General features: G+C 41.0%; 23 protein-coding genes and 1 pseudogene. 6 read left to right on the top strand and 18 right to left on the bottom strand.

The genetic code is table 11. The annotated features are described in order from the left end of the window. The first annotated feature begins 44 nt into the window (after positions 1 to 44). Complete coding sequence (gene lpxC / locus J8Z25_RS14110; RefSeq protein WP_036971181.1) at positions 45 to 956, top strand: UDP-3-O-acyl-N-acetylglucosamine deacetylase; 912 nt, start codon at positions 45 to 47, stop codon at positions 954 to 956. 72 nt (positions 957 to 1028) lie between these two features. On the opposite strand, the gene yjjG is transcribed toward lpxC, so the two are convergent. Genes yjjG through J8Z25_RS14095 form a run of 3 tightly spaced genes read right to left on the bottom strand, consistent with a single transcriptional unit; the run spans position 1029 to position 3203 of the window. Further along, entirely contained in the window at positions 1029 to 1703 is a 675-nt protein-coding gene (gene yjjG / locus J8Z25_RS14105) for a pyrimidine 5'-nucleotidase (RefSeq protein WP_250661227.1), read from the bottom strand. Between the two features lie 11 nt (positions 1704 to 1714). Next, a complete protein-coding gene (yjjX, locus tag J8Z25_RS14100; RefSeq protein ID WP_130050557.1) occupies positions 1715 to 2254 on the bottom strand; it encodes an inosine/xanthosine triphosphatase in 540 nt (179 codons plus the stop codon). 49 nt (positions 2255 to 2303) lie between these two features. Beyond that, positions 2304 to 3203, bottom strand: coding sequence for a phosphoribulokinase (locus J8Z25_RS14095; protein WP_054561042.1), 900 nt, complete (start codon positions 3201 to 3203; stop codon positions 2304 to 2306). Between the two features lie 230 nt (positions 3204 to 3433). Here J8Z25_RS14095 and J8Z25_RS14090 point away from each other — a divergent pair, with 230 nt between their 5' ends. Together J8Z25_RS14090 and J8Z25_RS14085 are read left to right on the top strand one after the other, a co-directional pair. Further along, positions 3434 to 4303: a hypothetical protein gene (locus tag J8Z25_RS14090; RefSeq protein ID WP_167658668.1), complete on the top strand. Its 870-nt coding sequence runs from the start codon at positions 3434 to 3436 to the stop codon at positions 4301 to 4303. Positions 4304 to 4368: 65 nt separating this feature from the next. Continuing rightward, a complete protein-coding gene (locus J8Z25_RS14085) occupies positions 4369 to 4734 on the top strand; it encodes a hypothetical protein (RefSeq protein ID WP_130050559.1) in 366 nt (121 codons plus the stop codon). Positions 4735 to 4773: 39 nt separating this feature from the next. On the opposite strand, the gene J8Z25_RS14080 is transcribed toward J8Z25_RS14085, so the two are convergent. From J8Z25_RS14080 to J8Z25_RS14050, 7 genes are all read right to left on the bottom strand, one after another. Next, positions 4774 to 7344 carry a M1 family metallopeptidase gene (locus J8Z25_RS14080; protein WP_250661226.1) on the bottom strand — a complete coding sequence of 857 codons (2571 nt, stop codon included), beginning with the start codon at positions 7342 to 7344 and terminating at the stop codon, positions 4774 to 4776. A 112-nt stretch (positions 7345 to 7456) separates the two neighbouring features. Then, the gene (locus tag J8Z25_RS14075) at positions 7457 to 8134 is read right to left on the bottom strand and encodes a site-specific integrase (protein ID WP_167658670.1); all 678 of its coding nucleotides are present in this window, start codon (positions 8132 to 8134) and stop codon (positions 7457 to 7459) included. A gap of 378 nt (positions 8135 to 8512) precedes the next feature. Next, positions 8513 to 8863 (bottom strand): DUF2750 domain-containing protein, encoded by a 351-nt coding sequence (locus J8Z25_RS14070; RefSeq protein ID WP_054552718.1) that lies wholly within the window; start codon positions 8861 to 8863, stop codon positions 8513 to 8515. A gap of 17 nt (positions 8864 to 8880) precedes the next feature. Beyond that, a complete protein-coding gene (locus J8Z25_RS14065) occupies positions 8881 to 9459 on the bottom strand; it encodes a glutathione S-transferase family protein (RefSeq protein ID WP_130050562.1) in 579 nt (192 codons plus the stop codon). Positions 9460 to 9508: 49 nt separating this feature from the next. Continuing rightward, entirely contained in the window at positions 9509 to 10834 is a 1326-nt protein-coding gene (locus J8Z25_RS14060) for an IS4 family transposase (protein ID WP_250660967.1), read from the bottom strand. A 135-nt stretch (positions 10835 to 10969) separates the two neighbouring features. Continuing rightward, positions 10970 to 11251 (bottom strand): peptidylprolyl isomerase, encoded by a 282-nt coding sequence (locus J8Z25_RS14055; protein WP_054552716.1) that lies wholly within the window; start codon positions 11249 to 11251, stop codon positions 10970 to 10972. Between the two features lie 72 nt (positions 11252 to 11323). After that, positions 11324 to 11899 carry a glutathione peroxidase gene (locus J8Z25_RS14050; RefSeq protein ID WP_130050563.1) on the bottom strand — a complete coding sequence of 192 codons (576 nt, stop codon included), beginning with the start codon at positions 11897 to 11899 and terminating at the stop codon, positions 11324 to 11326. Between the two features lie 75 nt (positions 11900 to 11974). Here J8Z25_RS14050 and J8Z25_RS14045 point away from each other — a divergent pair, with 75 nt between their 5' ends. The 3 genes and pseudogenes from J8Z25_RS14045 (at position 11975) to J8Z25_RS14035 (ending at position 15705) form a co-directional block, all read left to right on the top strand. Continuing rightward, positions 11975 to 12466, top strand: a complete 492-nt coding sequence (locus J8Z25_RS14045) for a GNAT family N-acetyltransferase (RefSeq protein ID WP_167658671.1) — start codon at positions 11975 to 11977, stop codon at positions 12464 to 12466. Between the two features lie 142 nt (positions 12467 to 12608). After that, positions 12609 to 14558 (top strand): annotated as a pseudogene (locus J8Z25_RS14040) (PAS domain-containing sensor histidine kinase). Between the two features lie 19 nt (positions 14559 to 14577). Beyond that, positions 14578 to 15705 carry a response regulator gene (locus tag J8Z25_RS14035; protein ID WP_178927420.1) on the top strand — a complete coding sequence of 376 codons (1128 nt, stop codon included), beginning with the start codon at positions 14578 to 14580 and terminating at the stop codon, positions 15703 to 15705. Between the two features lie 14 nt (positions 15706 to 15719). On the opposite strand, the gene queG is transcribed toward J8Z25_RS14035, so the two are convergent. From queG to J8Z25_RS13995, 8 genes are all read right to left on the bottom strand, one after another. Continuing rightward, positions 15720 to 16853 carry a tRNA epoxyqueuosine(34) reductase QueG gene (gene queG / locus J8Z25_RS14030; protein WP_250662036.1) on the bottom strand — a complete coding sequence of 378 codons (1134 nt, stop codon included), beginning with the start codon at positions 16851 to 16853 and terminating at the stop codon, positions 15720 to 15722. A gap of 69 nt (positions 16854 to 16922) precedes the next feature. Continuing rightward, positions 16923 to 17585 (bottom strand): hypothetical protein, encoded by a 663-nt coding sequence (locus J8Z25_RS14025; protein WP_250661225.1) that lies wholly within the window; start codon positions 17583 to 17585, stop codon positions 16923 to 16925. Positions 17586 to 17645: 60 nt separating this feature from the next. Beyond that, a complete protein-coding gene (locus tag J8Z25_RS14020; protein ID WP_167658690.1) occupies positions 17646 to 18863 on the bottom strand; it encodes a methyl-accepting chemotaxis protein in 1218 nt (405 codons plus the stop codon). Positions 18864 to 18947: 84 nt separating this feature from the next. After that, on the bottom strand, positions 18948 to 19646 hold the full coding sequence (locus tag J8Z25_RS14015) for a glycerophosphodiester phosphodiesterase (protein ID WP_250661224.1): 699 nt from the start codon (positions 19644 to 19646) through the stop codon (positions 18948 to 18950). Continuing rightward, positions 19643 to 20509: a DMT family transporter gene (locus tag J8Z25_RS14010; RefSeq protein ID WP_250661223.1), complete on the bottom strand. Its 867-nt coding sequence runs from the start codon at positions 20507 to 20509 to the stop codon at positions 19643 to 19645. The genes J8Z25_RS14015 and J8Z25_RS14010 overlap by 4 nt, the downstream gene beginning before the upstream one ends. Before the next feature lie 87 nt (positions 20510 to 20596). After that, positions 20597 to 22123, bottom strand: a complete 1527-nt coding sequence (locus tag J8Z25_RS14005) for a polyamine aminopropyltransferase (protein ID WP_250661222.1) — start codon at positions 22121 to 22123, stop codon at positions 20597 to 20599. Continuing rightward, positions 22113 to 22931 (bottom strand): hypothetical protein, encoded by an 819-nt coding sequence (locus J8Z25_RS14000; protein WP_250661221.1) that lies wholly within the window; start codon positions 22929 to 22931, stop codon positions 22113 to 22115. Before J8Z25_RS14000 ends, J8Z25_RS14005 begins: the two co-directional genes overlap by 11 nt. Before the next feature lie 20 nt (positions 22932 to 22951). Beyond that, the gene (locus J8Z25_RS13995) at positions 22952 to 23800 is read right to left on the bottom strand and encodes a DUF350 domain-containing protein (RefSeq protein ID WP_250661220.1); all 849 of its coding nucleotides are present in this window, start codon (positions 23798 to 23800) and stop codon (positions 22952 to 22954) included. Positions 23801 to 23841 lie beyond the last annotated feature (41 nt).

Here is a 23841-nt window from a genome sequence, read left to right as displayed (position 1 = left end):
TGATACAATTCGCCGTCTAACTGTAACTATAAGTGAGCGAACCTATGATTAAACAGCGTACGATTGCAGAAGTAGTCAAAGCCATAGGAATTGGACTTCATAAAGGTGAGAAGGTCACTATTACTCTCCGACCTGCGAGCGCAAATACTGGGATAGTATTTCGTCGCGTAGACCTTGATCCGGTTGTTGATTTTGAAACAACACCAGAAGCCGTTGGTGATACGCAACTGTGTACCTGTTTAACAAACAAAGATGGCGTTCGTTTATCTACGACTGAGCACCTTATTGCGGCGGTAGCGGCAATGGGTATTGATAATCTAATTGTTGAATTAGACAGCTCAGAAGTACCAATCATGGATGGTAGTGCATTACCATTCATCTATTTGTTACAAAAAGGCGGCATTAAAGAAGTAAATGCAGCTAAGCGCTTTATTCGTATTAAAGAAAAAGTACGTATTGAAGAAGGCGATAAATGGGCTGAGATCGAACCATACGATGGTTTCCACATCGATTTTGAAATTGCGTTTGATCACCCAGCAATCAATGAAAGCCGCCAACGTATCGGTTTAGATATCACGGCACAAAGCTTCACTGAAGAAATCAGCCGCGCACGTACTTTCGGCTTTATGAAAGATATCGAGTATATGCACGCTAACAACCTAGCATTAGGTGGTAGCATGGATAACGCAGTTGTATTGGATGAGTTTAAAGTACTAAATCCAAACGGCTTACGTTATAGCGATGAGTTTGTGAAACACAAGATCTTAGACTGTGTGGGCGATATGTTTATGACTGGCCACAACATTCTAGGTAAAATCACGGCTTATAAATCAGGCCATGATTTAAACAATAAACTACTTCGTAAAATTATGGCGACTGAGTCAGCATGGGAATGGGCAACATTCGATACCCCAGTAACGATGCCAGCACCAGGCCTAGAAGTAGCGACAGCTTAATCGCAAGCATATTACAGTTATAAAAAATGACGCTTTAAGCGTCATTTTTTTTTGCCAATCATTTATCTAGAACTATAAGCCAAGAATCGCTTCAAGCTCGACCAACTGATTGATTTGATGGGTTGGTTTAATATCTTCTGGTAACTCAACCCCAGGATGTTGCAACCAGCAAGTGTCGATACCGACATTGTGTCCGCCTAAAATATCGCTGGCGGCAGTATCACCAACCATTAAAATCTGCTCTTTTGGCGGATTACCCATGAGTTGAAATGTATGTTGAAAAATTTCTGGGGCAGGCTTTGCTTTACCGACTAATTCTGAAATAACAAGCCAATCGAACATATCCTGTAGACCAGTGTGCTCTAGGCGTTTTTGTTGTAACTTAGCAAACCCATTGGTAATGATGCCTAGCTTGGCGTGTGGTTTTAATTTTGTTAGTAATTCAACGGCACCGGGTAGTGGCACACAAATAGAAGCCATAGCGTCTAAGAAGCCATCGTTAAGTGCTTTTGCTGGCACATCGAGTTTATTCGCCCATTCTGTAAAGCGAGTTATCTGCAGCTCACTAGCAGTAATTTCGTGCTTTTGATAAGCAACCCAAAGCGGCTTATTGGTTGCTTGGTAATGATGATAATCTGAATCAGTAAATTCTACGCCGTAATTAGCGAACATCACTTTTAAACCTTCAAATGCATTAAAGCTAAATAGCGTTTCATCGGCATCGAATAATACGTGGCTATACTTCATGGTTATCCTAATTACTGATTGAATAGAGTAGGGTGTAAAAATGGCGCCATTGCCAGTGTCAGCGCTTGTACATAAGTGCTTTCACGCGTAGCAAGGTGATTGGTTAGTAAGCCAATAGCGCCACCTTGTTGTTTAATATTAACGGTATTGAATGCATCATCCATGACATCACCTAGTTCTTTACCAGCTAGCAAGGCATCGTAAAAAGGTTGCGGTAACGGCAGGTTACTACTGCGACCAACGCTAAATTGTTGCGTGTTTGCAATCACCACAAAGGCAAAGGTTGCTGCGCCATAACTAAATTGTTCTGCGCCACCTTCCATTGCTGCATAAAAGTCGGCATCAAAGTGGTTTTGGCAATATTTAACACGGTTTTCAGCGCCAATACGGGTTTCGTCTTCGCCTAGCGGCTGATCTGGAACACCAGAAGGCGCATGTTCGCCTAGGCATTCAATCGTATGGTTTGGAAAGTAAAGACTAAAGACATGTTTAGCTGCGTTAATTTTAACAGGGTTCTTTGAACCGACAATAACACGTAATGTTTGTTTCAAGCCGACGACTCCATTATTTTCGACAGAGTCAGCAGTGTACCCGAGTGAGTTAAATCGGCAAGTCAACCGGGGCTAAATTTTCAAGTGCGCGCTTTTTCAAAATAATATCTTTAATTAACGGCGTTAAAACGAGCTCCATTGCTAAGCCCATTTTGCCTCCAGGCACCACAAGCGTATTAATACGAGACATAAAACTGCCTTCAATCATGCTCAAGTAGTAGGGAAAATCCACGTCATCTATGCCGCGAAAGCGGATAACAACAAAGCTTTCATCTAAAGAAGGAATATCTTTTGCGCTGAATGGGTTTGAGGTATCAACGGTAGGCACTCGCTGGAAGTTAATATGAGTACGCGAAAACTGCGGAGTAATATGGTTTATGTAGTCGTCCATTGAACGCACAATAGAGCCCATTACCGCTTCACGAGAGTGGCCTCGTTCAGAGGTGTCGCGAATGAGCTTTTGGATCCACTCAAGGTTAATAATAGGCACCATGCCAATCAATAAATCAACATGCTTAGCAACATCATGATTCTCATCGACAGCACCACCATGTAAACCTTCATAGAATAAGATATCTGTATTTGATTCTAAATCTTGCCAAGGGGTAAAGGTGCCCGGTAGTTGGTTATAAGGAACCGCTTCGTCAAAGGTATGTAAGTAGCGTCTGATTTTACCTTGCCCGGTTTCGCCATATTGGTAAAAAAGCTCCTCAAGGGCGCCAAAATCGTTAGCTTCTCGGCCAAAATAGCTAATATGCTTGCCTTCTTGTTGTGCTTCACGGACTTTTTTATCCATCTCTGGACGCGTATAACGATGAAAGCTATCGCCTTCGATGAAGGCTGCATCAATGCTTAAGCTTCTAAAAATGTGCTTAATAGCATTGGTGGTTGTGGTAGTCCCCGCCCCAGATGAACCGGTAATAGCGATGATTGGGTGTTTAGCTGACATAATTATTCTCGTTATTGTTGATACCAGTCGGCTTAAATTGTTAACCATTCTAGCGTGTTAAATGGTCAGTTACTTAGCTCGATTGGTATTATCGTGCATAAAATCAATCAGTAGAAACTGATAAAAAACGAACACGTCCTAGTTATAAAGGTCGAGCATGGTAAGGTCAAGTGACTGGCGGATTAATTAACGCTATCATGGGCTGATAAAAATTAAAACGAGAGAACAACATGAAATTGATTTCGTCTTTACTTTTCGTCGCAGCAGGGACATTTTTTACCAGTCACTTACATGCAGCGATGCCTAAAAGCGAAATATTACTTGCCGAGTTAGACACCCCATATGGTATGCAGGTGTCGCGAGTAACAGATGATAAAGCTTATAATAATCAACCATTTTTAGTTGATACAGGGCTTTACTATACCCATGAGGTTGTTGACGAAAATGGCCAGTCACAAACCGATATTGCGTTTTATAACTTTACATCTAAGAGCAGCGTGAATATCACCAACACGCCTGTCAGTGAATACTCGCCTACGCTGATGCCAAATCAGCAAGCCTTGTCGGCAATCGTGGTCGAAGCAGATGGCAAGCAAAAGCTATGGCAGTATCCATTAGCAGAAGAATCTGTTGCTAGCCGAGTTTTTGAATGGATTGAGCCGGTTGGCTACCACGCTTGGGGCGCTGATGAAGACCTGATCATGTTCATCTTAGGTGAGCCGCATACGTTGCAATACACTCGTGTTGCAGCTGCTAAACCGCGTGTCATTGCCGGTGATATTGGCCGTACTTTAATTTTTGATGAACACACAAACAGTTATTTGTTTAGTTATAACAAAAACAACCAGCATTGGGTTGCACGCTTTGCGCCGCAAACTGAGGAAGTTAATGATTTATTTAGATTACCGGAGTCGGTGCAAGACTTTGCTTTAATTGACAAAGACACTGTAGCCTATGCGGTTAATAACCGAGTTCATAAGCGCAGTTTGACAGAGCCTGAAGTAGTATCACAGTGGCTCGATTTAAGACGCTTTTGTGAAGGTTCAATCTCGCGTTTAAATTACAAACAGAGCAAGCTGGCATTTGTATGTAATAAATGAGTAACGGTTTCAGCCTGATTGCTGTACTGTGGCTAAACTATCCACGTTATATGTAAGGAACGCCTTTGTCTTTTTCTGCCGAGCAAGTGAGTGTACAGCTGGTAAAAGCGGGCTGCCGCAGTAATTTTAAGATTAAGAATATTAACGAATTTATGCCAGCTAGCTCAAAAGAGGCATTTTATGTTCATGAGCAAAGTGGCCAAGCAAAAATCGTTATTAGACCTATTTTTGAAGTATTCAGTGCTGATTTCGAGTCAATAGAGGGCATTACGCGTATCAAAGACTACTTTCACAGTAGTGAAATGACCCGTTTTCCAACGCGCATTTATAAAAGTGCACAGCCCATTCATTATGGTATTGCATTTAAAGTCACCTCACCTGAAGCGGCTGAGCAATTTATAACTAAGTTAACTGCTATTTTAGCGCAATAAAAAAGGGCCACATTGTGGCCCTTTTCGTATTTGCTTTAATTAGCGTTTAAGGAAGCTATTCACCGAGTTTAGCTCACGGTTTTTCAGTGCAATACAATCATTGACGCTTTCTTCAAGCTTACTAAGAGAGCGAGCATAACCTGGTACTTCAGTGATTTTATCGTTGAAGAAGGTTTTGGTTTTCTCTAGGCTTTTCGCATCGCAGCTTGCGGTTGTGAAGAATGGCAAGTTTGGTACGAAGAACGGAGGTAAGTTCTTAGTGATAGCATCGTAATTGTTGTAAATCCATTCAATAAACAGTGCTTCAAGCTCTTTACCATAACCCAAACCACCTAATAACGTACGCATATCAGAGGCTGTTACGTTATCTGTTAAGCTGTACTCTAGAACCGCTTTTTGTAACTCAGGTTTACCAAAGTAACCCATCGCTGCCAGCATTTTAGTACGAACTTGAGGATCTTTGGTGGTTTTAAAGGTTTGCTTGTACTTTTCAAGTAACTTGGCATCACCATGGTAAGCCGCAAGGTTTAAGTAAGTTGATGCTAAATATGGGTCAACATTTTCAGGGTTGCTTAAGTACAACGCCGCTTGTGCTTTTGCGGTATCAATGACTTTTTGATCTTGGCCATCAAAACCTAAACGGGCAATAACTTGCGCACGTAATTGCGATACCGCAGCGTCTTCACCTACTTTTGCTGTTAAGCCATACTGCTTCGCCGCAGGTGCGATGCTGTTACGAATAAACTTAGGCCATAGGTCACGGTTGCTGTCGTCTTCGAATACGCGTTTTTGAGCAGCAAGATAACCTAATGCTGTATTTGCTACTAATGGGTGAGCATCACTGACAAAGGCTTCTAAGGTTTGCATTAAATGAGCCGCAGAGATAACACCCGCATCAAGTAATGAATCAACCGCAGAAAGCAGGGCTAAGCGTTCACGAACCGTTAGCTTGTCAGCAGCGTTATCTAATAGAGCATTAAACTGTGCGTCATTTAACACCCAACGGTAATAACCCATAGCCCCTTGATCTGGGTAAATCCACTCAGGTTCAAAGTCGAGAGTCAGTTGCTGTGTTTCTTTATTCAGCAGTACACTTGCGGTTTTAACTTTGTCGCCCGCACCATACTTAATAGAAACCGGAACATTCCAAAGCTGTGCAGGTGCATCAACGCCAGCATTTACAAAGCGGCTTTGGCTGATATTAATTTTCTTACCATCTTGCGTTACTTTAATAAGAGGGAAAGATGATTGTTCGATAAACGATTTCAGAACACTTGCTACATCTTTATTAGACGCTTCGCCTAATGCTTGCCAAAGATCGGCTGCTTCTGCATTTTTATAAGAGAATTTCTTCAAATAAGCACGAATACCCTGTTGGAATGCCTCTTCGCCTATCCAGTTTTCAACCATAGATAACACCGCGCTGCCTTTACTGTAAGCAAGGCCTAAGCCATCCATGATATCTGCTTCGGTTTTGATGGGCTTACGAATAGGCTTAGTACTTAAACGCGCGTCTAATGCCATTACATAATTTTGTGGTAAGTCTAAGTGTGATTCAAACTCTGGGTTGATTTGCGCAGTGATCTTCGCTGCCATCCAGCTTGCGAACGCTTCGTTTAACCATAAGTCATTCCACCATTTCATGGTAACTAGGTTACCGTACCATTGGTGCGCTAATTCATGGGCAATGATTGATACATTACGCTCTTTTTTACTGCGCGTTGCTGTTGCTAGATCTACCAGTAAAATGTCTTCACGGTAAGTAACAAGACCAGCATTTTCCATCGCGCCAAATGGGAATTCTGGCACTGCCACTGAGTCTAGTTTTTTGTAAACGTAAGGAATGCCAAAATAATCTTCCAGTGCCTTTAACACTCGAGGCATATTTTCTTTTGCGTAGTCAGCAAGATGAATTTTACCTTGTGGAGTCAGAACACGGCCAGGAATTGGCATGCCTTTAATTTCGAGCTCTTCAAATGGGCCGACAGCCATTGCTACTAAGTAAGAAGGAATCGGTGGTGTTTTGTCGAAAAAGTGCGTTGTCATATCGCCATCAACTTTGGTTTTTAATACCGGTGTATTGGCATACACTTTTTGTGATGTTGGCGCAGTGATTGTTAGCTGAAATGGAATTTTATAACTTGGCTCATCAAAAACAGGGAATGCGCGACGAGCATCACTCATTTCAAATTGTGTGAAAAGATAAGGCGTACCTTGATCTAGAGTTTTATATAAACCAACACTTTGACGGTTGTAAGGTGCTGTAAAATCAACTTTTAATGTGTATTTACCAGGTTGAATTTTTTCATCACAAGAAAATTTAACTTTACCTGTTTTTAGCATTTCAGCGCTTAGGTCACAGTTTTCTGCACCTAAAATTTTTGCCATGCTAACGGCATAATCAATACCGTTTAATTCGATATAATTTGTCGCTTTTAGAACTTCTAGGGCAATTTCGGTATGACCAGAAAAATTGTCCTTTGCAGGATCAAGCGTAAGTGCTACTTGTTGTGAACTAGGCTTGGCAAGCTTTTCGATAACATATTCATTGGCATGGGCAGAGCTAACAGCAAGTGCAACACTCACCGTTAATAGGCTTTTTAAGAACATAAGTATCCCTGATTTTTTGTTGTTAGAAAGGCACCTGCTATGAGGGGCGAATCACCATGCTATCAGGTTTTAATTTGAACAGTAATAAATAGTTAGTAACAAAGTTTGTCAGCTAATTATGGCGGTCGATGAAACGTTGCCAATGCAGTTGTGGGTTTATTTGTCGCACATTTTGTAGCACGGTATTTAATAACTGCATATCAGTAAAGCGTTGCTCATTGTAATCTTTAAAACCAAGTAAGTAGTTAAAGGCGTCTTTACAGTTGGCTTGCAGTGCGTGAATGCGAACTTGTTGTTCAAAGTTAAGTCGTAAGCTACTAATCGCAGTTTTCATACCTTGTTGATCAACACTGGGAATAGCGCATTTTTGTAAATAACCAGCGCGTTCACCTTCACCAGAAAACCAAATACGCACTTTTTCGCTATAGCGACCTGATTTAGCAGGTAAATCAAACATCAGCCGTTGCTGGTTTTGTTCGCTTAAATAGCTTAAGTATTGGTTAAGTCCTGCATCGAGTAATGCATTGTGGATAGGCACATAGCGGGGCTTTATCTTGCCATGAGTATGAAAATCAAAGCAGCGGACACCATCTAGGGTGACAATATTATCAAGGGTTAAATGGCCAATTTCATCACTGTATGCACCGGTGTAGTAGGCAAATAAAGGAAGCCAAAAGTGCCAGTGCTTAGCTTGTTCACGCACCAAACGCTGATCACCGTAAATGTAACCATTATATAGGGTATGTAATTCCATAGCCGAAAAGGGCCTACGGCCAAGATGGGACTTCAACCTAATACCTTGATAATAAAGATGTGTCGAAGAGTATACCTGATATACCCAAACCTCCTCAAGATGCGAGTTTCAGTTGGAATTAAAAGCGATTTAGGCAAGGCATTGATTGCAAGTAATAGTGGTTCTATTGTTAAAATCAATAACGCAGTATAAATCGCTTTTAAACCAACCCTTCGGGCGCTTCACAGGCACTTACTCTCATCGTTGTTACTTTTTAAAAGGGACTGCCATTGTTGCAAAGTAACGCCTTGATATTAAGCACCTGTGAAACGCTGAATTCTGCATCTTGAGGAGGTTTGGGTATAAGTATCAAGTTTCCAGCTTAACGACACTGCTATAAAAGTAGCAGTGTCGTTGTAAGACTAAGGATTGCTATTAATCACAAAGCGCTTTAGCTAGACCAACCGGTTCGATTTCAACGCAAACTTGATCATCGTTCCAGTTTAAACCCACAAGTGCATCATCTTCGTTAAGGTCTTCAACCCACTCATCAAGAAATTCGTCTAGGCCAATTTCAACGGGCGTATAGTCTTGCCACTCATCTTTACATTGTGCTTTTGCAGCGTCTTCAGTGCCCCAAAGTAATAGCACATCTGTGTCGCTAAATTGGTTTGATTCACAGACAACAAAACCACCATCTTCGGCACCCAGTGCCCACATAGATTCGTTCAAACGAACTTTTTCTACAAAGCTAACTAATTCTGATTCAATTTCGATATCGCTCATTTGCGTAACCCTTATCTTTATATTCGTGGATCTGTTTGTTGTACCGCCGCTTTATCGGCGAATTTATGATAAAAATCAACTAAGTTTTTTAGTTGGCTAAAATCAGTTAATTCACGGAAGCGGATCCAATCTAGCAAGCAGTATAAACTGATGTTGAGGTATTCACAGCTTTTAAATACTGGCTCTGATAAATGACTATTTAAATAGGCTAATGTTTCAACAATTCGTTCATTCTGTAAATTAAAAAATAGTTTGTCGCTGTTGGTATCAAACCCTGAACGCTGACAAAGTAAAATTTCTACCAGTGAATCATTGCAGGCATTGATAATGGTTAAATAGTTCTCTTGCTGCCAGCTAAGTAACGGCTGATCAGCTTTCTCGAGCAAGTAGCGAATAATTGAGTTGGAATCACATAAGGTAAAATCATGGTCGATTAATACAGGAATTTTTCTGGCAGGGTTGTGGGCAATCATGGTTTGTCTGTCTTGCTCAGAGAAAATATCCAAATTAATAAAATCAATAGGTAGGTTATTAAGTGCCGCCCAAATTCGAATACGGCGCACAAAAGGTGATGTGGTCGAGCCTAGTAATTGCATGATGGTATCCTTTGCAAAAAAAAGCCGCTGTGAAGCTAACACCATTCAGTTAAGCATGTTTTGATTGAATGGTGTATCTGGTTTTAGAAATGCGAACGGTCCTACTTTTGGGCCGTTTTCTTTTTTCAGGAAGAATATAGCGTTTCACTTTCTCTCTCATCGCCTTCAACTTTTTGGGGATTGACCCGGGTGAAGCGATTGCACACCAAAGTATTTCATCTTGTATATCGCGTAGTGCCATAACGAAGCTGATCCTAAGCGGCGACACATTGGCTTCTTTTGCTATGCGACTTATCTCCACCCTGACTAGGTTATATGCTAATAATATGCCCCATAGTTCCTGCTTGATACCCTCAACTGTCTGACTTCGCAGGAGAATACTATCTTCCAGCATCTGGTGTTTTATCTCGCCATAACTATTCTCTATTTCCCAGCGCTCGAAGTAAACATCAAGAATGTCACGGGTATTAAAAGCCTTTGTGTCTTCTAGGGAGCATAATAGTCCTCTTATTTTTCCTGGCCCCATAGGCTCAGGGTACAACACCAACCTTGCTTGCCAATGCTCTGGCAATGATGGGTCCAGCTTTCTAGCGTGGGCAGATACCTTCATTTCAACTTTAAAATCATAGTCCGAATAGGTTTCGATGATGGTGTACTGCGTGTTGCCTTTAATTGGTACCATCCAGTGAGATGCCGGATGCCGAAGACGCCAGTTAATCAGTAACTCAGCGCTCAGATAGCATCGGTCAAAAATGGTTAAACTGTTGTCGCTGACATATTCTGATAACCCTTTAGCGTAGCTCACCTCTCCTTGATAGCTGGGGCCAAACGCTACGTGATGTATCAACCTGCTCCTCAATGAGCTCAACGCACACATGCGTACGATGGGATACTCGGTATGGCGTGTTTTACTATGTTTAATATAGTGAAAGTGCTCACTCAGAGCGGGTGTGTCCGCGGTACGAAACTGTGTCCCGTCGACAGAAAATAAACGTAAGCCGTTCCAAGTGTCTGAACTATCTTCTTGCTGCGTCCAGTGTGTCGCACACAGGTTGAACAGTGCTTCAAGCGGTTCACTACTCAATCGCTGCCTCGCTTGTGGAATGGCACTTGGCACAACCGTATCGCCAAGCGTCTCAGTCAGCGTTAAGTCTAGTTTCTCTACAACATCGCTAATAGGACGGTCGCGAAAGAGCCCCATCGCAACAACAAGCCAGACAACTAGCTCAGCAGGTAACTTGCGTTTGCGAATACTGGCTTTATCAGTCTGTTTAAGTACTTGGGAAATCCAATCAAGTGGAATGTGCTGTTGAAATGTAGAAAGGGAGTCAGGAGCGACAAATGTCTCCGTATCTAACAACCAATGACTAAGCAAGAAAATACCCTCATTCCAAAATAGTAATGAGGGTATTCTGAAGCCACTAAAAGATCGGTCAACTGATCTGAAAAATATAATTCCTTAACTGATCGGTGTTAGCTGTGAAGCGGCTTTTTGAAATCAATTTGTAAATTAGTCAGTACGGCTTGTTACTTCGAGAAGGTGATAACCAAACTGGGTTTGCACTGGACCTTGTACTTGGTTAATTGGTGCAGAGAATACGACTTTGTCGAATTCAGGAACCATCATGCCAGGGCCAAACTCACCTAATGCACCGCCATCTTGACCTGATGGGCAATTAGAATGAGCACGAGCAAGTTCTGCAAAGTCAGCTCCTTGCTCAATTTGCTGTTTTAAATCTAAACAGTGAGCTTCACTGTCTACGAGAATGTGTCTTGCACTGGCTACTGCCATAACATCTCCTAATGTGTGTTTTAGTATTAAATTACTAGTTTAGTTCAATATTTACCGAACGAAAAATTAAATTTATTTTGCAGTCAGCTCAGCTTCAATTGCATCGCGTAAAGTCTGCGATTGTGGCTTGGTTTTACTGTTAAAGCGCTGCACTGTCTTACGATCTGCAGACACTAAGTATTTGTAAAAGTTCCAGTTAGGTGAGCTTGTAACTTCGTTTAAATGTTTGAATATGGGGTTTGCATCACTTCCGCGAACGGCACTGGTAGCCAACATATTAAAAGTCACCCCATAATTGATGAAACATACTTTTGCAGTGTCTTTTTCATCGTCTTCTTCTTGGAAAAAGTCATCAGATGGAAAACCCAATACAACTAAGCCCTGGTCTTTGTATTCCTTATGGAGAGCTTCTAAGCCTTCAAATTGACCTGTAAAGCCACAATTACTTGCGGTATTGACGATTAAAAGTGGTTTGTTTTTGAATTCGCAAAAATTAATAGACTCTTTCGAACGCAATTTCCTCATCGTAACATTGGTGAAATCGTCACATTGGCTGCTTGCTTTAGGCGCTTCTGCGGCTTCAGTGGTTTGTGCTGCAAGGTTTGTTGTTATTAGGCCTGCTGCAAGTAACAAGGCATATTTATACATAGTTATTTCCCGCTAGTTATTTGTGTTGAATATACGCTAATATGCGGCAAAGTGATCATTTAATTTCAGCTATTTATGACGATTCGAAAAGCAACACAAAACGATTTAACTGACATAGTCGCTATTTATAACGAGACCATTCCTGGGCGTATGGTAACCGCAGATACAGAAGAGGTATCGGTTGCAGACAAACAAGCTTGGTTTGAAAGTCACACAGAAAAAAGACCGATCTTTGTTTTTGAGCAACAAGGTAAAGTGCTCGCTTGGTTAAGCTATAAGTCTTTTTATGGCCGCCCAGCCTATGATGGTACTGTTGAAATTAGCATTTATATCACACAACAAGCTCAAGGGCAGGGGCTTGGAAAACAATTGCTTACATTTTCAGAACACCATGCAAAAACGCTCGGCATTAAGGTTTTGTTGGCCTTTATTTTTAGTCATAATCTACCAAGCATAAATCTGTTTAATCGTTTTAATTACAAGGTCTGGGGAGAACTTCCTGAGATTGCGATTATGGATAATAAAGCATACAGTCTGACAATTTTAGGTAAGCGTTTAGACAGTTAATTCGTTAAAAGCTAATAAAAAATGCGGTACAAATTGTGACCCATTGCGATTTTAGGCTACGCTAAAATAGGTATTTATTATTAAGCGAGTCTAGTCTACTGTGCGAAGAATTTTAATTGTTGATAGCAATAGTGTTTTAGCAATGCGGGTCAAGGTTCTACTTGAGCTCATTGGTTGTAGGGTTGAGCTATTACATTTTGCAATGGTCGATGATGCTGTTTTAGAGCAAGACTTTGATCTTGTGGCTGCGTCTCATGGTGTGCCAACCACAGTTATTAAAACGCTAATGGGGGTATTCTCACAAGAGCACTTCTTGCTGTTAGCGCCTAAAGCGCAGCGTAGTGATTTACTTGAACATTTTAGTGAAGTAAATCGCTTGTTACCTAATGCTGTGGTGATTTACCCCTTTTTTGCAAATAAAGAAATTAGCTCTTTATTAGAGGGGGTGCTTGAGTTAGAAAGTAACAATATTCTTCAACTTCCTACAGTACTTCTTGTTGACCATAGCGCAGAACGTTTGGCTCAAGTTGCCCTAAATCTCAAAGGGGCACATATTAAAACTTACACCGCAGATAACACAGCATCAGCTCTGGATGTTTTTAAAGAGCACAATATTGATTTACTCATCAGCGATTTTACTTTTCCTAATGGTACAGGCCTTGAGCTCTTTAATAAGCTCAAAACACATCAGCCAAATAGTCGTTGCTTGCTTTATACCTCAAAGCCTGACCAAGTCTCAATGGTAGCGGCTATTCGCCAAGGGGTGGAAGATGTTCTTATTAAGCCGGTTGATGATAATAGTTTATTGTAATCAGTACATAAACTTTGGCAAACCGAATTATTAAGACGCCACAACACTGAATTAGTTGAGCGTTTGCAAAATACCGTTGATGCACTCATTGAAAAAGACAGTTTACTTCGGGTCATTTTTAAACATACCCCAGATGCCATTATTTTATTTGAACGCGGTGGTAAGGTTATAGAAACTAACGACGCCTGTGAGCAGCTTTTTGAAAAACCGTTAAAAGAGTTTGAGAATTGCTCGGTATTTGAGTTTTTTGATGTTGCTTCAACTGAGCGAATTAAAGATAAGATCGCGACTTTAAATAAGAACCGTCAGTTTAGTTGTGACTTGCGACTACTCAAGAAAAACGGCAGCGAGGTACCTTTAGTTGGCTCGTTTAACGAAATTGATCATCATGGTGAAATAGCATTAGCGGTGATCTTTAAAAATGTAACGCACCTTAAAGAGAAAGAAGATTTACTCGTTGAAGCTAAAGACTTACTTGAAGAAGAGGTTAAAGCACGTACCGCACAGCTAGAGCATGCTAAAAATGTTGCTGAAGCAGCAAGCCATAGTAAATCTGAGTTTTTGGCTAATATGTCTCATGAGCTAAGAACCCCCATGCATTCAATTCTTAGCTTTGCTCGGTTTGGGCTTGATAAGGTTGCCAACGACGATTTAAGTAAAGACAAGTTAAACAAATACCTATCGAGAATTGAGCAAAGTGGTGAACGATTATTGTCGCTTCTAAATAACTTGCTCGATCTATCGAAACTTGATGTCGAGAAATTCCCGTTCAATCCGCAAAAGCATAACTTAAGCAATATTATAAAAACTAGTATTGATGATGTGTCAGGCACAGCCCTTGAAAGAAATATAGCAATTCGGCCGATAGGTTTTGAACAAGGTATTGTGCTTGATTGCGACGAAGAACAAGTGAACCAAATTATGCGTAACTTGATAGGTAATGCACTGAAATTTAGTGAACCGAATAGTGAAATTGATATTAGTTTAGCGGTCAATGAGCAGATGGCCGAAATCGCTGTTATTGACCGAGGAATAGGTATTCCTGAACAAGAGCTCGAAAAGATTTTTGCTAAGTTTGAGCAAAGTAGTAAAACCAACAGTGGTGCGTGAGGCACCGGGCTTGGATTAGCTATTTGTCGTGAATTTGTAGCCTTACATCAAGGCACTATTTCGGCAAGTAACAATGAGTACGGGGGCGCCACTATTTTGGTGCGGTTACCCTTAGAAATAGACTTGCCGCAACACTTGGCAAACGAGCAGCAATCTATATCGATCAATTAATAAAAGGGAAGAGATAATTATGGCCTTGAAACGTATTTTAGCGGTAGATGATGAACCATTTAATTTAGAGATAATTGAAGAGATCTTAGAGGATCTTGAATTTGAGTTGAAAATGGTTAATAGCGGCCCTGAATGTTTAGAAGTCGTAGAGAAGTTCGACCCACAAGTGATTTTACTTGATGTGAGTATGCCACAAATGAGTGGTTATGACGTATGCCGTAAGCTGAAAGAAAACCCCAATACGCAAAAAATTATTGTGATGTTTGTCTCAGCCAGAGGCACTGTTGAGGAGCGCATGGAAGGCTACTCCGTCGGAGCAGAAGACTACATTGTGAAGCCATTTAGCCATAATGAGCTCAAGCTTAAGCTACAGCATTTAAATCAAGTGCTGATTGAAAAAGAATCGCTAGAACAGCAAGTTGAAGATGCGACTTCAACTGCATTTAATGCTATGGCAAATAGCAGCGAAATGGGTCAAATTGTTAACTATATAGAGCATATTGGCTCGATTGATAATGAACAAGAACTCGGTAGAGCCTTTTTAAATTGCCTAAGCGCATTTGAGTTGCAAAGTAACGTTGAGTTTCGGTTACATAATGAAATATTACATTTTTCGGTGTCGGGTGTGTGTTCGCCAATTGTGATCGAGCTATTTGAAATGCTGAAAAGTAAAGGGCGTTTGCATGAGTTCTCAAATCGGATTTTAGTTAACTATGAAATGATTAGTTTGCTTATCTTGAACATGCCGGAGCAAGATCCAGATAAACACGGTCGAATTCGAGATCATATTTGCTTTTTAGTGAGTGTTACTGAGCAGCAGCTTAAAGCGATTATTACAAAAAAAGAGCTCCTTGAGCAGCAACAACAATTGAATGATGCCGTGAGTAAGGTGCATAGTAAATTTACTGGCTTGATTGAGCTTTTAAACGAAAACCGTATCAATAACGAAGCGATTTTTAAGCAGCTTCAAGAAGATTTAGAGCAACGTATACCGACTATGGGCTTAGATGAAGATCAGGAGGTGTTTATCTACCAAAAGGTCGACGAAACCATTCAAAACTCAGTGGCCCGTGAAGAGTCGGTTAAAGGCGTAAAAGCGGCTTTTAAAGAGATTGAGAATGACCTATCGCAATTATTAAAACGATAGAGTAAAGCTAGCTATCAAGCATCTCTTGGCAGACCTTTTTCAACAATACGAATTAAGCGCGCAGTTTTACGAAGCTTTAACTGGCGCTTATTTTTTTGTTGAGCAAGTGCCCACTCGATATGCTCTGCGACTAAAGGCGTGGCTGTTGTTAATCTTTGCTCTAAAGCCTCGATTATTTGCTCGTGGTAATCAGCGTTACCCAGTCCTACTGCCAGATTTCTTAACCAACGCTCGTGGCCAATCCGGCGAATAGGGCTGCCTTCGGTATTTTTAAGAAAGGTTGCTTCATCCCATGCAAATAAAGTCAGTAAGTCTTGATCTTTAAGCTGCTTTCTTGGGTGAAAGTCAGCTTCATCGGTGAGCTGACCATAGCGATTCCATGGGCACACTAACTGGCAGTCATCACAGCCATAGACGCGATTACCTAATAGCGGGCGATACTCTTCTGGAATAGCGCCTTGCAACTCAATAGTAAGATAAGAGATACATTTACGGGCATCAACTACATAAGGCTCGACAATTGCACCAGTTGGGCACAGTGTCATACAGGCAACACATTTACCGCAACCTTCAAAACTATTTTCTTTATCAATAGGCAGCGGTATATCAACAAACAGCTCACCTAAAAAAAACCAAGAGCCCGCTTCTTTATTGATTAATAAACTATGTTTTCCACGCCAACCTAAGCCTGCTTTTTCGGCCAGTTGCCTTTCAAGTACAGGGGCAGAGTCAACAAAAGGACGAAAACCGAGCTGGCCAACTTGCTGCTCTATTTGCTGGCCTAACTTTTTCAAACGGTTACGAATTAACTTGTGATAATCACGACCTAATGCATAGCGACTGATGTACGCTTTGTCGGTTTGTTTAAGGTTTTTAGCAAAACTCGCATCAGGCGGCAGGTAGTTCATTTTTACTGAGATGACTCGCTGCGTGCCAGGGACCAACTCTGCAGGGCGCGCTCGCTTCATACCATGGGCTGCCATGTATTCCATCTCACCGTGATAGCCTAAATCTAACCAGCGTTGTAGCTGAGCTTCGTGCTTAGTTAGGTCAATATCAGTGATCCCGACTTCTGCAAAGCCAAGGTCTTTACCCCATTGCTTTATTTGCAGTGCGAGTTGTTCATAATCAATAGTGGGTGTTGTCACGGTCAATAAAAAGTAGCCAAGGAGCGGCTACTTTAACATAGTTTGAGGTAGGCTCTGAACAATAATCACTTATTGTAGGGTAATTCCATCGTCAGTAATAACAGCGATTAGTAAGCCATACTCGACGTTGTTTTCAGAAAAAGCACGCGATAATCCACCTCTAGTGTTTTGCTTCATAGTGTTGTTGCTGATTAAATCATCTAGGCTCTGGCTAATAGTATCTGTATTATCGCTTTGCAGAATAATGCCGCATAGTTGATTTGAGCACTGCATATCATACACAGTAATGTCTGCGTGTTTTTCTTGGTATTTTATTGTTTCATCGTAAACCAGTTCTCTAATTTGCGCTTTGTTGGCATCAGTTAAGCCATTCGCTAACTCAGAAACATAATCTTGAATTTGTGCAAATCCCATTTCATTTAATGGCTCAGTATTAAACACTTTTTGACCGCTTTCTTTGTCTGCTACGAGTTCATCCAATGAGCTTAGTGCATTGATAGAGGTTTCTGTGTTGGCAAAAGCATCGTTAGAACTTAGTGAGTCTGTCTCTTGTGTTGAATGCGGGTTTATTTTTGCTTGAACTGTTGATGATTCAGTAGCAAGGGATGTGGTTTCTTCTGCTGTTACTACAGCCGAAACACTGTGTATAGTGTTATCCTCAAGCAGGTTAACAACTTTATAAGTAATAAAAAGCGTGCATAGCGTGAGCACTGCAAAGAAAACATTTTTCATTTAAATTCCCTTTTTATGTTTTCTTATACAGTACTGTAACTAAATGAATTAAGTCAATTTTTACACAAAGCGTTTTAATTGCTCTTGGGTTTGTTGGCTTAGTTTGTGCGACTGTTGGCAATCCGCGAGTGATTCATCAATTTGTTGTTTCGCTTGCTCGCCTAAAGCAACTATTTGCTCAACCGTTTGATGAGTGTGGGTTTGGGTTTGCTCTAATAAGTGCACTGCGCTAACAATTTGCTGCAGTTGCTGTTGATTTTGCTCAAATTCACCAAGCATATTAGTAAAACCTGTAGAGGTATTACTAATCGCGGTTTCAGCTTCACTCGAATGGCTAATTAATTGCTCAGATTCTTTATTTGTTTCGCTTACCAGACTATTCATTTGATTAATAAAGTCACTGATCTGGCGGGTTGCGTCGTTCACTTTGACAGATAGCGATCTGACTTCATCGGCAACCACAGCAAAACCACGGCCGGCTTCACCAGCTCGTGCTGCTTCAATTGCAGCATTGAGAGCAAGCAAATTGGTTTGATCCGAAAACTCTTCGACCATTTTTAAAATAGTGCGAATATTTTCACTGTTTTCTTTGAGGCCAGATACTGTCGCTGAGAAGTTCCCCAAAATTTGGCTTATCATCGCGACTTTTTTAACCAGCGCCGATAGCTCAGTGGCCGAGTGCTTAACAAAGTTTAAGTGTTCATTATTAACGTGATGAACGCTGTCAGTATTGGCAGAGATATTCTCAAGGCTCGATGTTATTTGATTACTTGAGTCGGTAATTGTTTGGCTGAATTCTATTTGCTTGTGGCTCATCTGGGCGGTTTGCTGCATCGAGTGAGTCATCTTAGAGCTACTATCGGCACTGGCTTGTGCACTTTGATAAGTGGTGGCTAATAGTTTTGCTAAATGAGTCGTAAATGTATTGTACTGCTCACTTAAATCACGAAATTCATCGTAGGTAAAATGCGGTAGCTTGGCAGATAAATCAGCATCATGGCGATTGATTTGCTCAAGTGTATCGCGCATGGCCTGCACCGGTCGTACAATCAAAAAGCGCATGTAGAAAATAGTAAAAATAAAACTCGCAACGATAATGAGCGCCATCAACCAAAACAGCCCCATACTCGCTTGTTGTTCTGAAAGACTGCTGTATAACCAGATCAAAGTAATCGCTTGAAACGCAAACACAAAACCTAAATTACCGACAATCTTACGTGTAAGGGTGTAAAAGAATGTTTGTTCGATAAAATTGTAAATGCGCATATAGCTACTCATTAAGGTGGTGTGTTGATTCATTTTGGCGTAATTTTTTATTATTCAATGTCACATAATTCAACAGTATAGCTTAGTTTTGTTGAGTTACAGTGACTGTAGTGTCATTTGTGTATGACATGGAAAATTAGTAAAAATACCATCTACGCCATACTCTAGCATTAATTCGATATCTTCTACTTTATCGACCGTGTAAGCATAAACTTGAAGGTCGCGTTGTTTTGCATCAGCAACAAATTCATGGTTTATAAAGTTTTTATCTACATGAATGCTATAGGCATGGAGTTTTTGCGCAAACTCGCTGTAATTAATAGGAATAGAAGCGGTGAGTGCGCCAATCTTTACCCAAGGCAGTTTTTGCTTTAGCCACATCAGTTGGTGATGATCGAACGAAGAGACTAACAGGTTATCCCTAGAAATTTTCCCGGTACTGACATTTGACTCAATAAGCTCAACAAACTTGTCTAACGAAAAAGTATGTTTGAGCTCTAGATTAAGTAGGGTTTTATCACCAACCCAATCGATTGCTTGCTGTAAAGTCGGCACACATTCGCCATTTCCTGCATCGTATTGCTGAATTTGCTCTTTTGAGCAGGCGTTTACTTTACCGCGACCTGAGGTTGTGCGATCAAGCCAAGTGTCATGAATAATCATGTAATCATCAAGGCAGCTTTGCACATCAATTTCGATACCATCTACTGCCAAGTCTACAGCGGCGATAATGGCGCTCTGGGTATTTTCTGGGTAGGTACCACTGGCACCTCTGTGAGCGAAAACTTTCATCATTGCTTATACCTGCGAGTCACTGACCATGTTTCATAAAAAGCGGCACTAATCACCAGTGCGCCGCCAATAAGAGTGCTAATTGAAGGTTGCTCATGCAAAATCAAAAAAGCGAAAAACGTACCGTATAGAGGTTGCAAACACGATATCAAACCAGCGGTTGAAGCTGATAAGTTTTTTAAACTTGCTGCAAACAGTGAATGCGGTGCTGCTGTAAAAATAACCCCTACAGTAATTAATAACAGCCAATTAATTGTATCAACTTGTAATGGCGGCACTTCTACAAAGGAGCATAACATAATGCAGGCGATCCACGTTTGATAAAGCATGGTTTGTGGGCCACCATATTGACTAAAATAACGCTTGTGAACGATATTCCTAAAAGCAAAGAAGAACGCTGATAATATACCAATTGCAATTCCTAAGGTTACATCATTGCCTAAGCTGGCATCAGGAATAAGTAAATAAATACCCAGCATCACCACCAAGGCGCTAAAAATATCCTTGAGCTGCGGTTTGCTGCCATGAAAAAAAGGCTCTAAAAACACCGTGATAACAGGGTAAGTAAAAAAGGCAATCATACCGACAGCAATACCTGCCAATTGCATGCCTGCAAAGTAGGTGAGCCAATGAATTCCGACAGTTACACCAAGTAATAAGGCTATAAGATAATCACGACGAGAGTGAAGCTTGATGGCTTTCTTTTGTAATGCGAGTAAGACCAGTAGCGCACAGCCTGCAATTGCTGTTCGGTAAACGGTAATATCTAATGCACTCAGGCTTACCAGCTTGGCGAATAATGCAGTACCACCAAATAGGAGTACTGCAATGTGTAAGTACATTAGGCTTTGTTTGTGCGCCTGCATTACAAACCTTATTATTGTTGTTATTAACTCTCTTTTTAACGGTAATCCTTTACTTTGTAAACTCCCCAAATGGGCTAATCCATTCGTTTAGTTCCAATATTTCCAACCTTGTAAGTAATAGTGCAGCACATTTGGCTCATCAAGTGTCGATACTTTTTCATTGCTAGCGCTAATGTCTGGAGTAAAAATAAACAGTTGTGCGTCATTTTCAGGGCGGTAATAGCGGGTGTTAACAGGCAATACTTGGTGGTTGCTACACATTAAGTTGCAAGCCATAACAAAGCCCCATTCACCAAAAGAAGGCACATTCAAGTGATAAGGCAAGGTATGAGCAAAGCCTGCAGCACTGAGCGTGTTGTTGATAGACCAAAATGCCTGTTTCGCAAAAAATGGACTGGTAGCTTGGGTTACCACAATACCGTTATTTAGCATTCGTGTTTTTACCAGTTGATAAAACTGCTGGCTATAAAGCCGTGCTAAATTGATTGCTTTTGGATCCGGTAAATCAATAAAAATAATATCGAACAGCTGTTCGCTTTGCTCAATAAAGACATAGGCATCTTGATGAATAACAGTCACTTTAGGGTCACTGAGTGAGTGCTTGTTAAGTGTTGTGAGGTTGTGATTAGTTTGCGCAAGCCTAGCGACTGCTGGGTCTAAATCGACGAGGGTAATAGACTCTACTTGCGGGTATTTCAAAAGTTCTCTCGCTGCTAAGCCATCGCCACCGCCTAAAATGAGAATACGCTTTGCATTGCCATGACGCACCATAGCTGGATGAATAAGCGCTTCGTGATAGCGATACTCATCAATCGATGAAAACTGTAAGCCACCGTTTAAATAAAGTCGAATATCATCTTTATGACGAGTCAGTACAATTTGTTGGTAGGGCGTTTGTTCTGAGTGTACAACACGGTCATCGTAGATTTGGCTTTGCCAAATATGGGTGAGCTGTTTACTGGCAAATAAACAAAGCACCAATATTGAGCTAACTAAAACAAGAGTGAGCCTCAGTACTTTTCGACGGTTTGGGCTGATATGGTCGATAAAGTACCACAGCAATAATAGCGCAATACTCAGATTCATTAAGCCAAAGCTTAGGGCTGTTTTAAAAACCCCAAGCCAAGGTAAAAATAAAAAAGGAAACAGTAACGTCGCGAGCAGTGCACCAAAGTAGTCAATAGATAACACGTTGGCGAGGTTTGCTTTTAGCGCATAATGTTTTTCCATTAGGCGACTTAAAAGCGGAATTTCTAAGCCAATCAAAACCCCTATTAACGTGGTGAGTAAAATACTAATTGCTTGCAGTGGTAAGCCAAACGCATAACAGAAATACAGTAATGGCACACTCAAGCCGCCAAGTAGTGCAAGCAGTAGCTCAAAACCAATAAAATACACCAGCAATGGCTTATCAGGCACAAAACGCGAAAAATAAGAGCCAACTCCCATTGCCGCCATATAGACGCCAATTGTCAGGGAAAATTGGGTGATGCTATCACCCAAAAAGTAGGCACCGGTAGTTGCAATCAGTAGCTCATAGATAATAGAGCAAAGGCCAGCAACAAAAATACTAAACAGTAAAATGTGGCTTTCGCGAATTGATTTATTTACCACCTGGGCCGCCTCGTGAACGGAAACCTGCACTACCAATACTTTGTTCACGTAATTGTTTATCAACGCTTATCGTGAGGTGGTGATAGGAGTAAACTTGCCAATCTTGCTCTTTGTCACCTTTGCCATATGCCAAGAAAGAAAAGAAGAGCACGGGTGCTAAAAACAGTAAGACAATAGGCCAAACTGAGATACGTGATTCCATTGCTTTTATAGCTTCAGGGTTTAACTTATTGATTGGCTTATAAGTGATATCAGTTCCTTCACGCTTTGCCTCTAAACGATGCAGCATTACAAACAGCGCTACACCGCCAATGAAACCAGAAATCCATAACAGCGGAAGCATGAAATTACTGTTACCTTTGATTGGAATAATACGAAATGTATAGCTGAAATGTTCGGCACGTTTATTTGGGCCGAAAGTACTGCTGACGTAGGCGCTATATTGTCCCTTTTTAGGGAAGTGAACATCGTGGTGAGTATAGTCACGGTACTCAGTCCATTTACCATCTGAATCGTGTCCGGTTTCAGCCCAAAGCTCATCAGAGTAACTAAATAAATAGTGACCATCAGGGTCAAAAATTTCGATATCAATGGCTTTCCATGAGTTTAAAGGCAGTCTGCCTTTTATTTCTAAGCGCATCATTTGGCCATCTTCTGGCACTGTAAATAGGTAGGCTTTGTCTTGTCCGTCGTAGTCTTTAAAGTTGCCATATTGGCCACTAATAAGTGGCGCTTGTAGATCTGCACGTATCACTAAGCAAACAACAAATGTGATAGCGGTAATTATAAAAAGCTTATAGATGTTCATCCATTACTCCATAAATAAGCTTAAATAGCGATAGTGATGATAACAGCTACACAGATTGCAATGCTGCTTTCAATAACCGCAACAGCGGTGTTTTTGTCGTGCATTGCTTGGTCGAGCGAAATTTTGCTAAAGATAATTTTATCAACGAGGTAACGCACAATTGGTAAAATTAAAAAGCCAAATAATGCGTCAATAAAGAATAAGCTTAAGCTCTGTTGCCAAGTATGAAAGCCACCAATGAGCGCATGACACAAGATAATAGCTAACGCCAACATGGTGCCAGAAAAGCTAAGTGCAACGGCTTTGTTGCCTTTTTCGAGCTGTTCATGAAGATTAAAAGCAGTGAGGTGATCATAGCCTTTGGCAAAAATGATCAGCATTAGTTGCCCTAAAAAGTAAAACACAATGGCCGATAACCAGGTGCCTTCTCCGGTTAATGCGCCACCAATAATCAGTGCCGCGGCCATATAGTTTGCCGCTTGTACTAGGCCTACAGCCTCGTTTTGTTGGTTAATTAATTGCTCTTGGTTACAGAACAAACGCAGCAGTAATTTGTCATTTAAAATACGTGAGCAAGTCAGCAGCACCATACCTAATACGCTGTACAGTGATACATTCATTAAATCACTTAGCAAACCTTGGCTAGGTCCAGCTAAAACAAAGCCATAAATAATGGTAATTGCCCCTAAGTAGCCGCCAATAGATAAACCTAAAGCACTGTTGGCATTATCGGTTAACTGGTTGGTGGTGTTATAAGGGGTCGCTAAATTATACGATAGCTTTGCAAGGGCGATGATTGCAATGAACAGACCAATGTAGGCGCTGTTATAGGCCATAGTTGATAGGTAGTGGGTTAAGTTAATATCCATATAATTTTGTTAGCTTGTTGTTATTTTCCGAAAATATTAAC

Source organism: Pseudoalteromonas sp. SCSIO 43101, assembly GCF_023650775.1.
Classification (GTDB): domain Bacteria; phylum Pseudomonadota; class Gammaproteobacteria; order Enterobacterales; family Alteromonadaceae; genus Pseudoalteromonas; species Pseudoalteromonas apostichopi.
Note: the sequence above shows the minus strand (reverse complement) of the source record. Positions and strands in the feature narration are given on the sequence as shown.

What these genes read in the sequence shown, in the direction of transcription:
- lpxC (WP_036971181.1), top strand. Translation starts at nt 45, where the DNA reads ATGATTAAACAGCGTACGATTGCAGAAGTAGTCAAAGCCATAGGAATT.
- yjjG (WP_250661227.1), bottom strand. Translation starts at nt 1,703, where the DNA reads ATGAAGTATAGCCACGTATTATTCGATGCCGATGAAACGCTATTTAGC.
- J8Z25_RS14095 (WP_054561042.1), bottom strand. Translation starts at nt 3,203, where the DNA reads ATGTCAGCTAAACACCCAATCATCGCTATTACCGGTTCATCTGGGGCG.
- J8Z25_RS14090 (WP_167658668.1), top strand. Translation starts at nt 3,434, where the DNA reads ATGAAATTGATTTCGTCTTTACTTTTCGTCGCAGCAGGGACATTTTTT.
- J8Z25_RS14080 (WP_250661226.1), bottom strand. Translation starts at nt 7,344, where the DNA reads ATGTTCTTAAAAAGCCTATTAACGGTGAGTGTTGCACTTGCTGTTAGC.
- J8Z25_RS14070 (WP_054552718.1), bottom strand. Translation starts at nt 8,863, where the DNA reads ATGAGCGATATCGAAATTGAATCAGAATTAGTTAGCTTTGTAGAAAAA.
- J8Z25_RS14065 (WP_130050562.1), bottom strand. Translation starts at nt 9,459, where the DNA reads ATGCAATTACTAGGCTCGACCACATCACCTTTTGTGCGCCGTATTCGA.
- J8Z25_RS14055 (WP_054552716.1), bottom strand. Translation starts at nt 11,251, where the DNA reads ATGGCAGTAGCCAGTGCAAGACACATTCTCGTAGACAGTGAAGCTCAC.
- J8Z25_RS14050 (WP_130050563.1), bottom strand. Translation starts at nt 11,899, where the DNA reads ATGTATAAATATGCCTTGTTACTTGCAGCAGGCCTAATAACAACAAAC.
- J8Z25_RS14045 (WP_167658671.1), top strand. Translation starts at nt 11,975, where the DNA reads ATGACGATTCGAAAAGCAACACAAAACGATTTAACTGACATAGTCGCT.
- J8Z25_RS14035 (WP_178927420.1), top strand. Translation starts at nt 14,578, where the DNA reads ATGGCCTTGAAACGTATTTTAGCGGTAGATGATGAACCATTTAATTTA.
- J8Z25_RS14025 (WP_250661225.1), bottom strand. Translation starts at nt 17,585, where the DNA reads ATGAAAAATGTTTTCTTTGCAGTGCTCACGCTATGCACGCTTTTTATT.
- J8Z25_RS14020 (WP_167658690.1), bottom strand. Translation starts at nt 18,863, where the DNA reads ATGAGTAGCTATATGCGCATTTACAATTTTATCGAACAAACATTCTTT.
- J8Z25_RS14015 (WP_250661224.1), bottom strand. Translation starts at nt 19,646, where the DNA reads ATGATGAAAGTTTTCGCTCACAGAGGTGCCAGTGGTACCTACCCAGAA.
- J8Z25_RS14010 (WP_250661223.1), bottom strand. Translation starts at nt 20,509, where the DNA reads ATGCAGGCGCACAAACAAAGCCTAATGTACTTACACATTGCAGTACTC.
- J8Z25_RS14000 (WP_250661221.1), bottom strand. Translation starts at nt 22,931, where the DNA reads ATGAACATCTATAAGCTTTTTATAATTACCGCTATCACATTTGTTGTT.
- J8Z25_RS13995 (WP_250661220.1), bottom strand. Translation starts at nt 23,800, where the DNA reads ATGGATATTAACTTAACCCACTACCTATCAACTATGGCCTATAACAGC.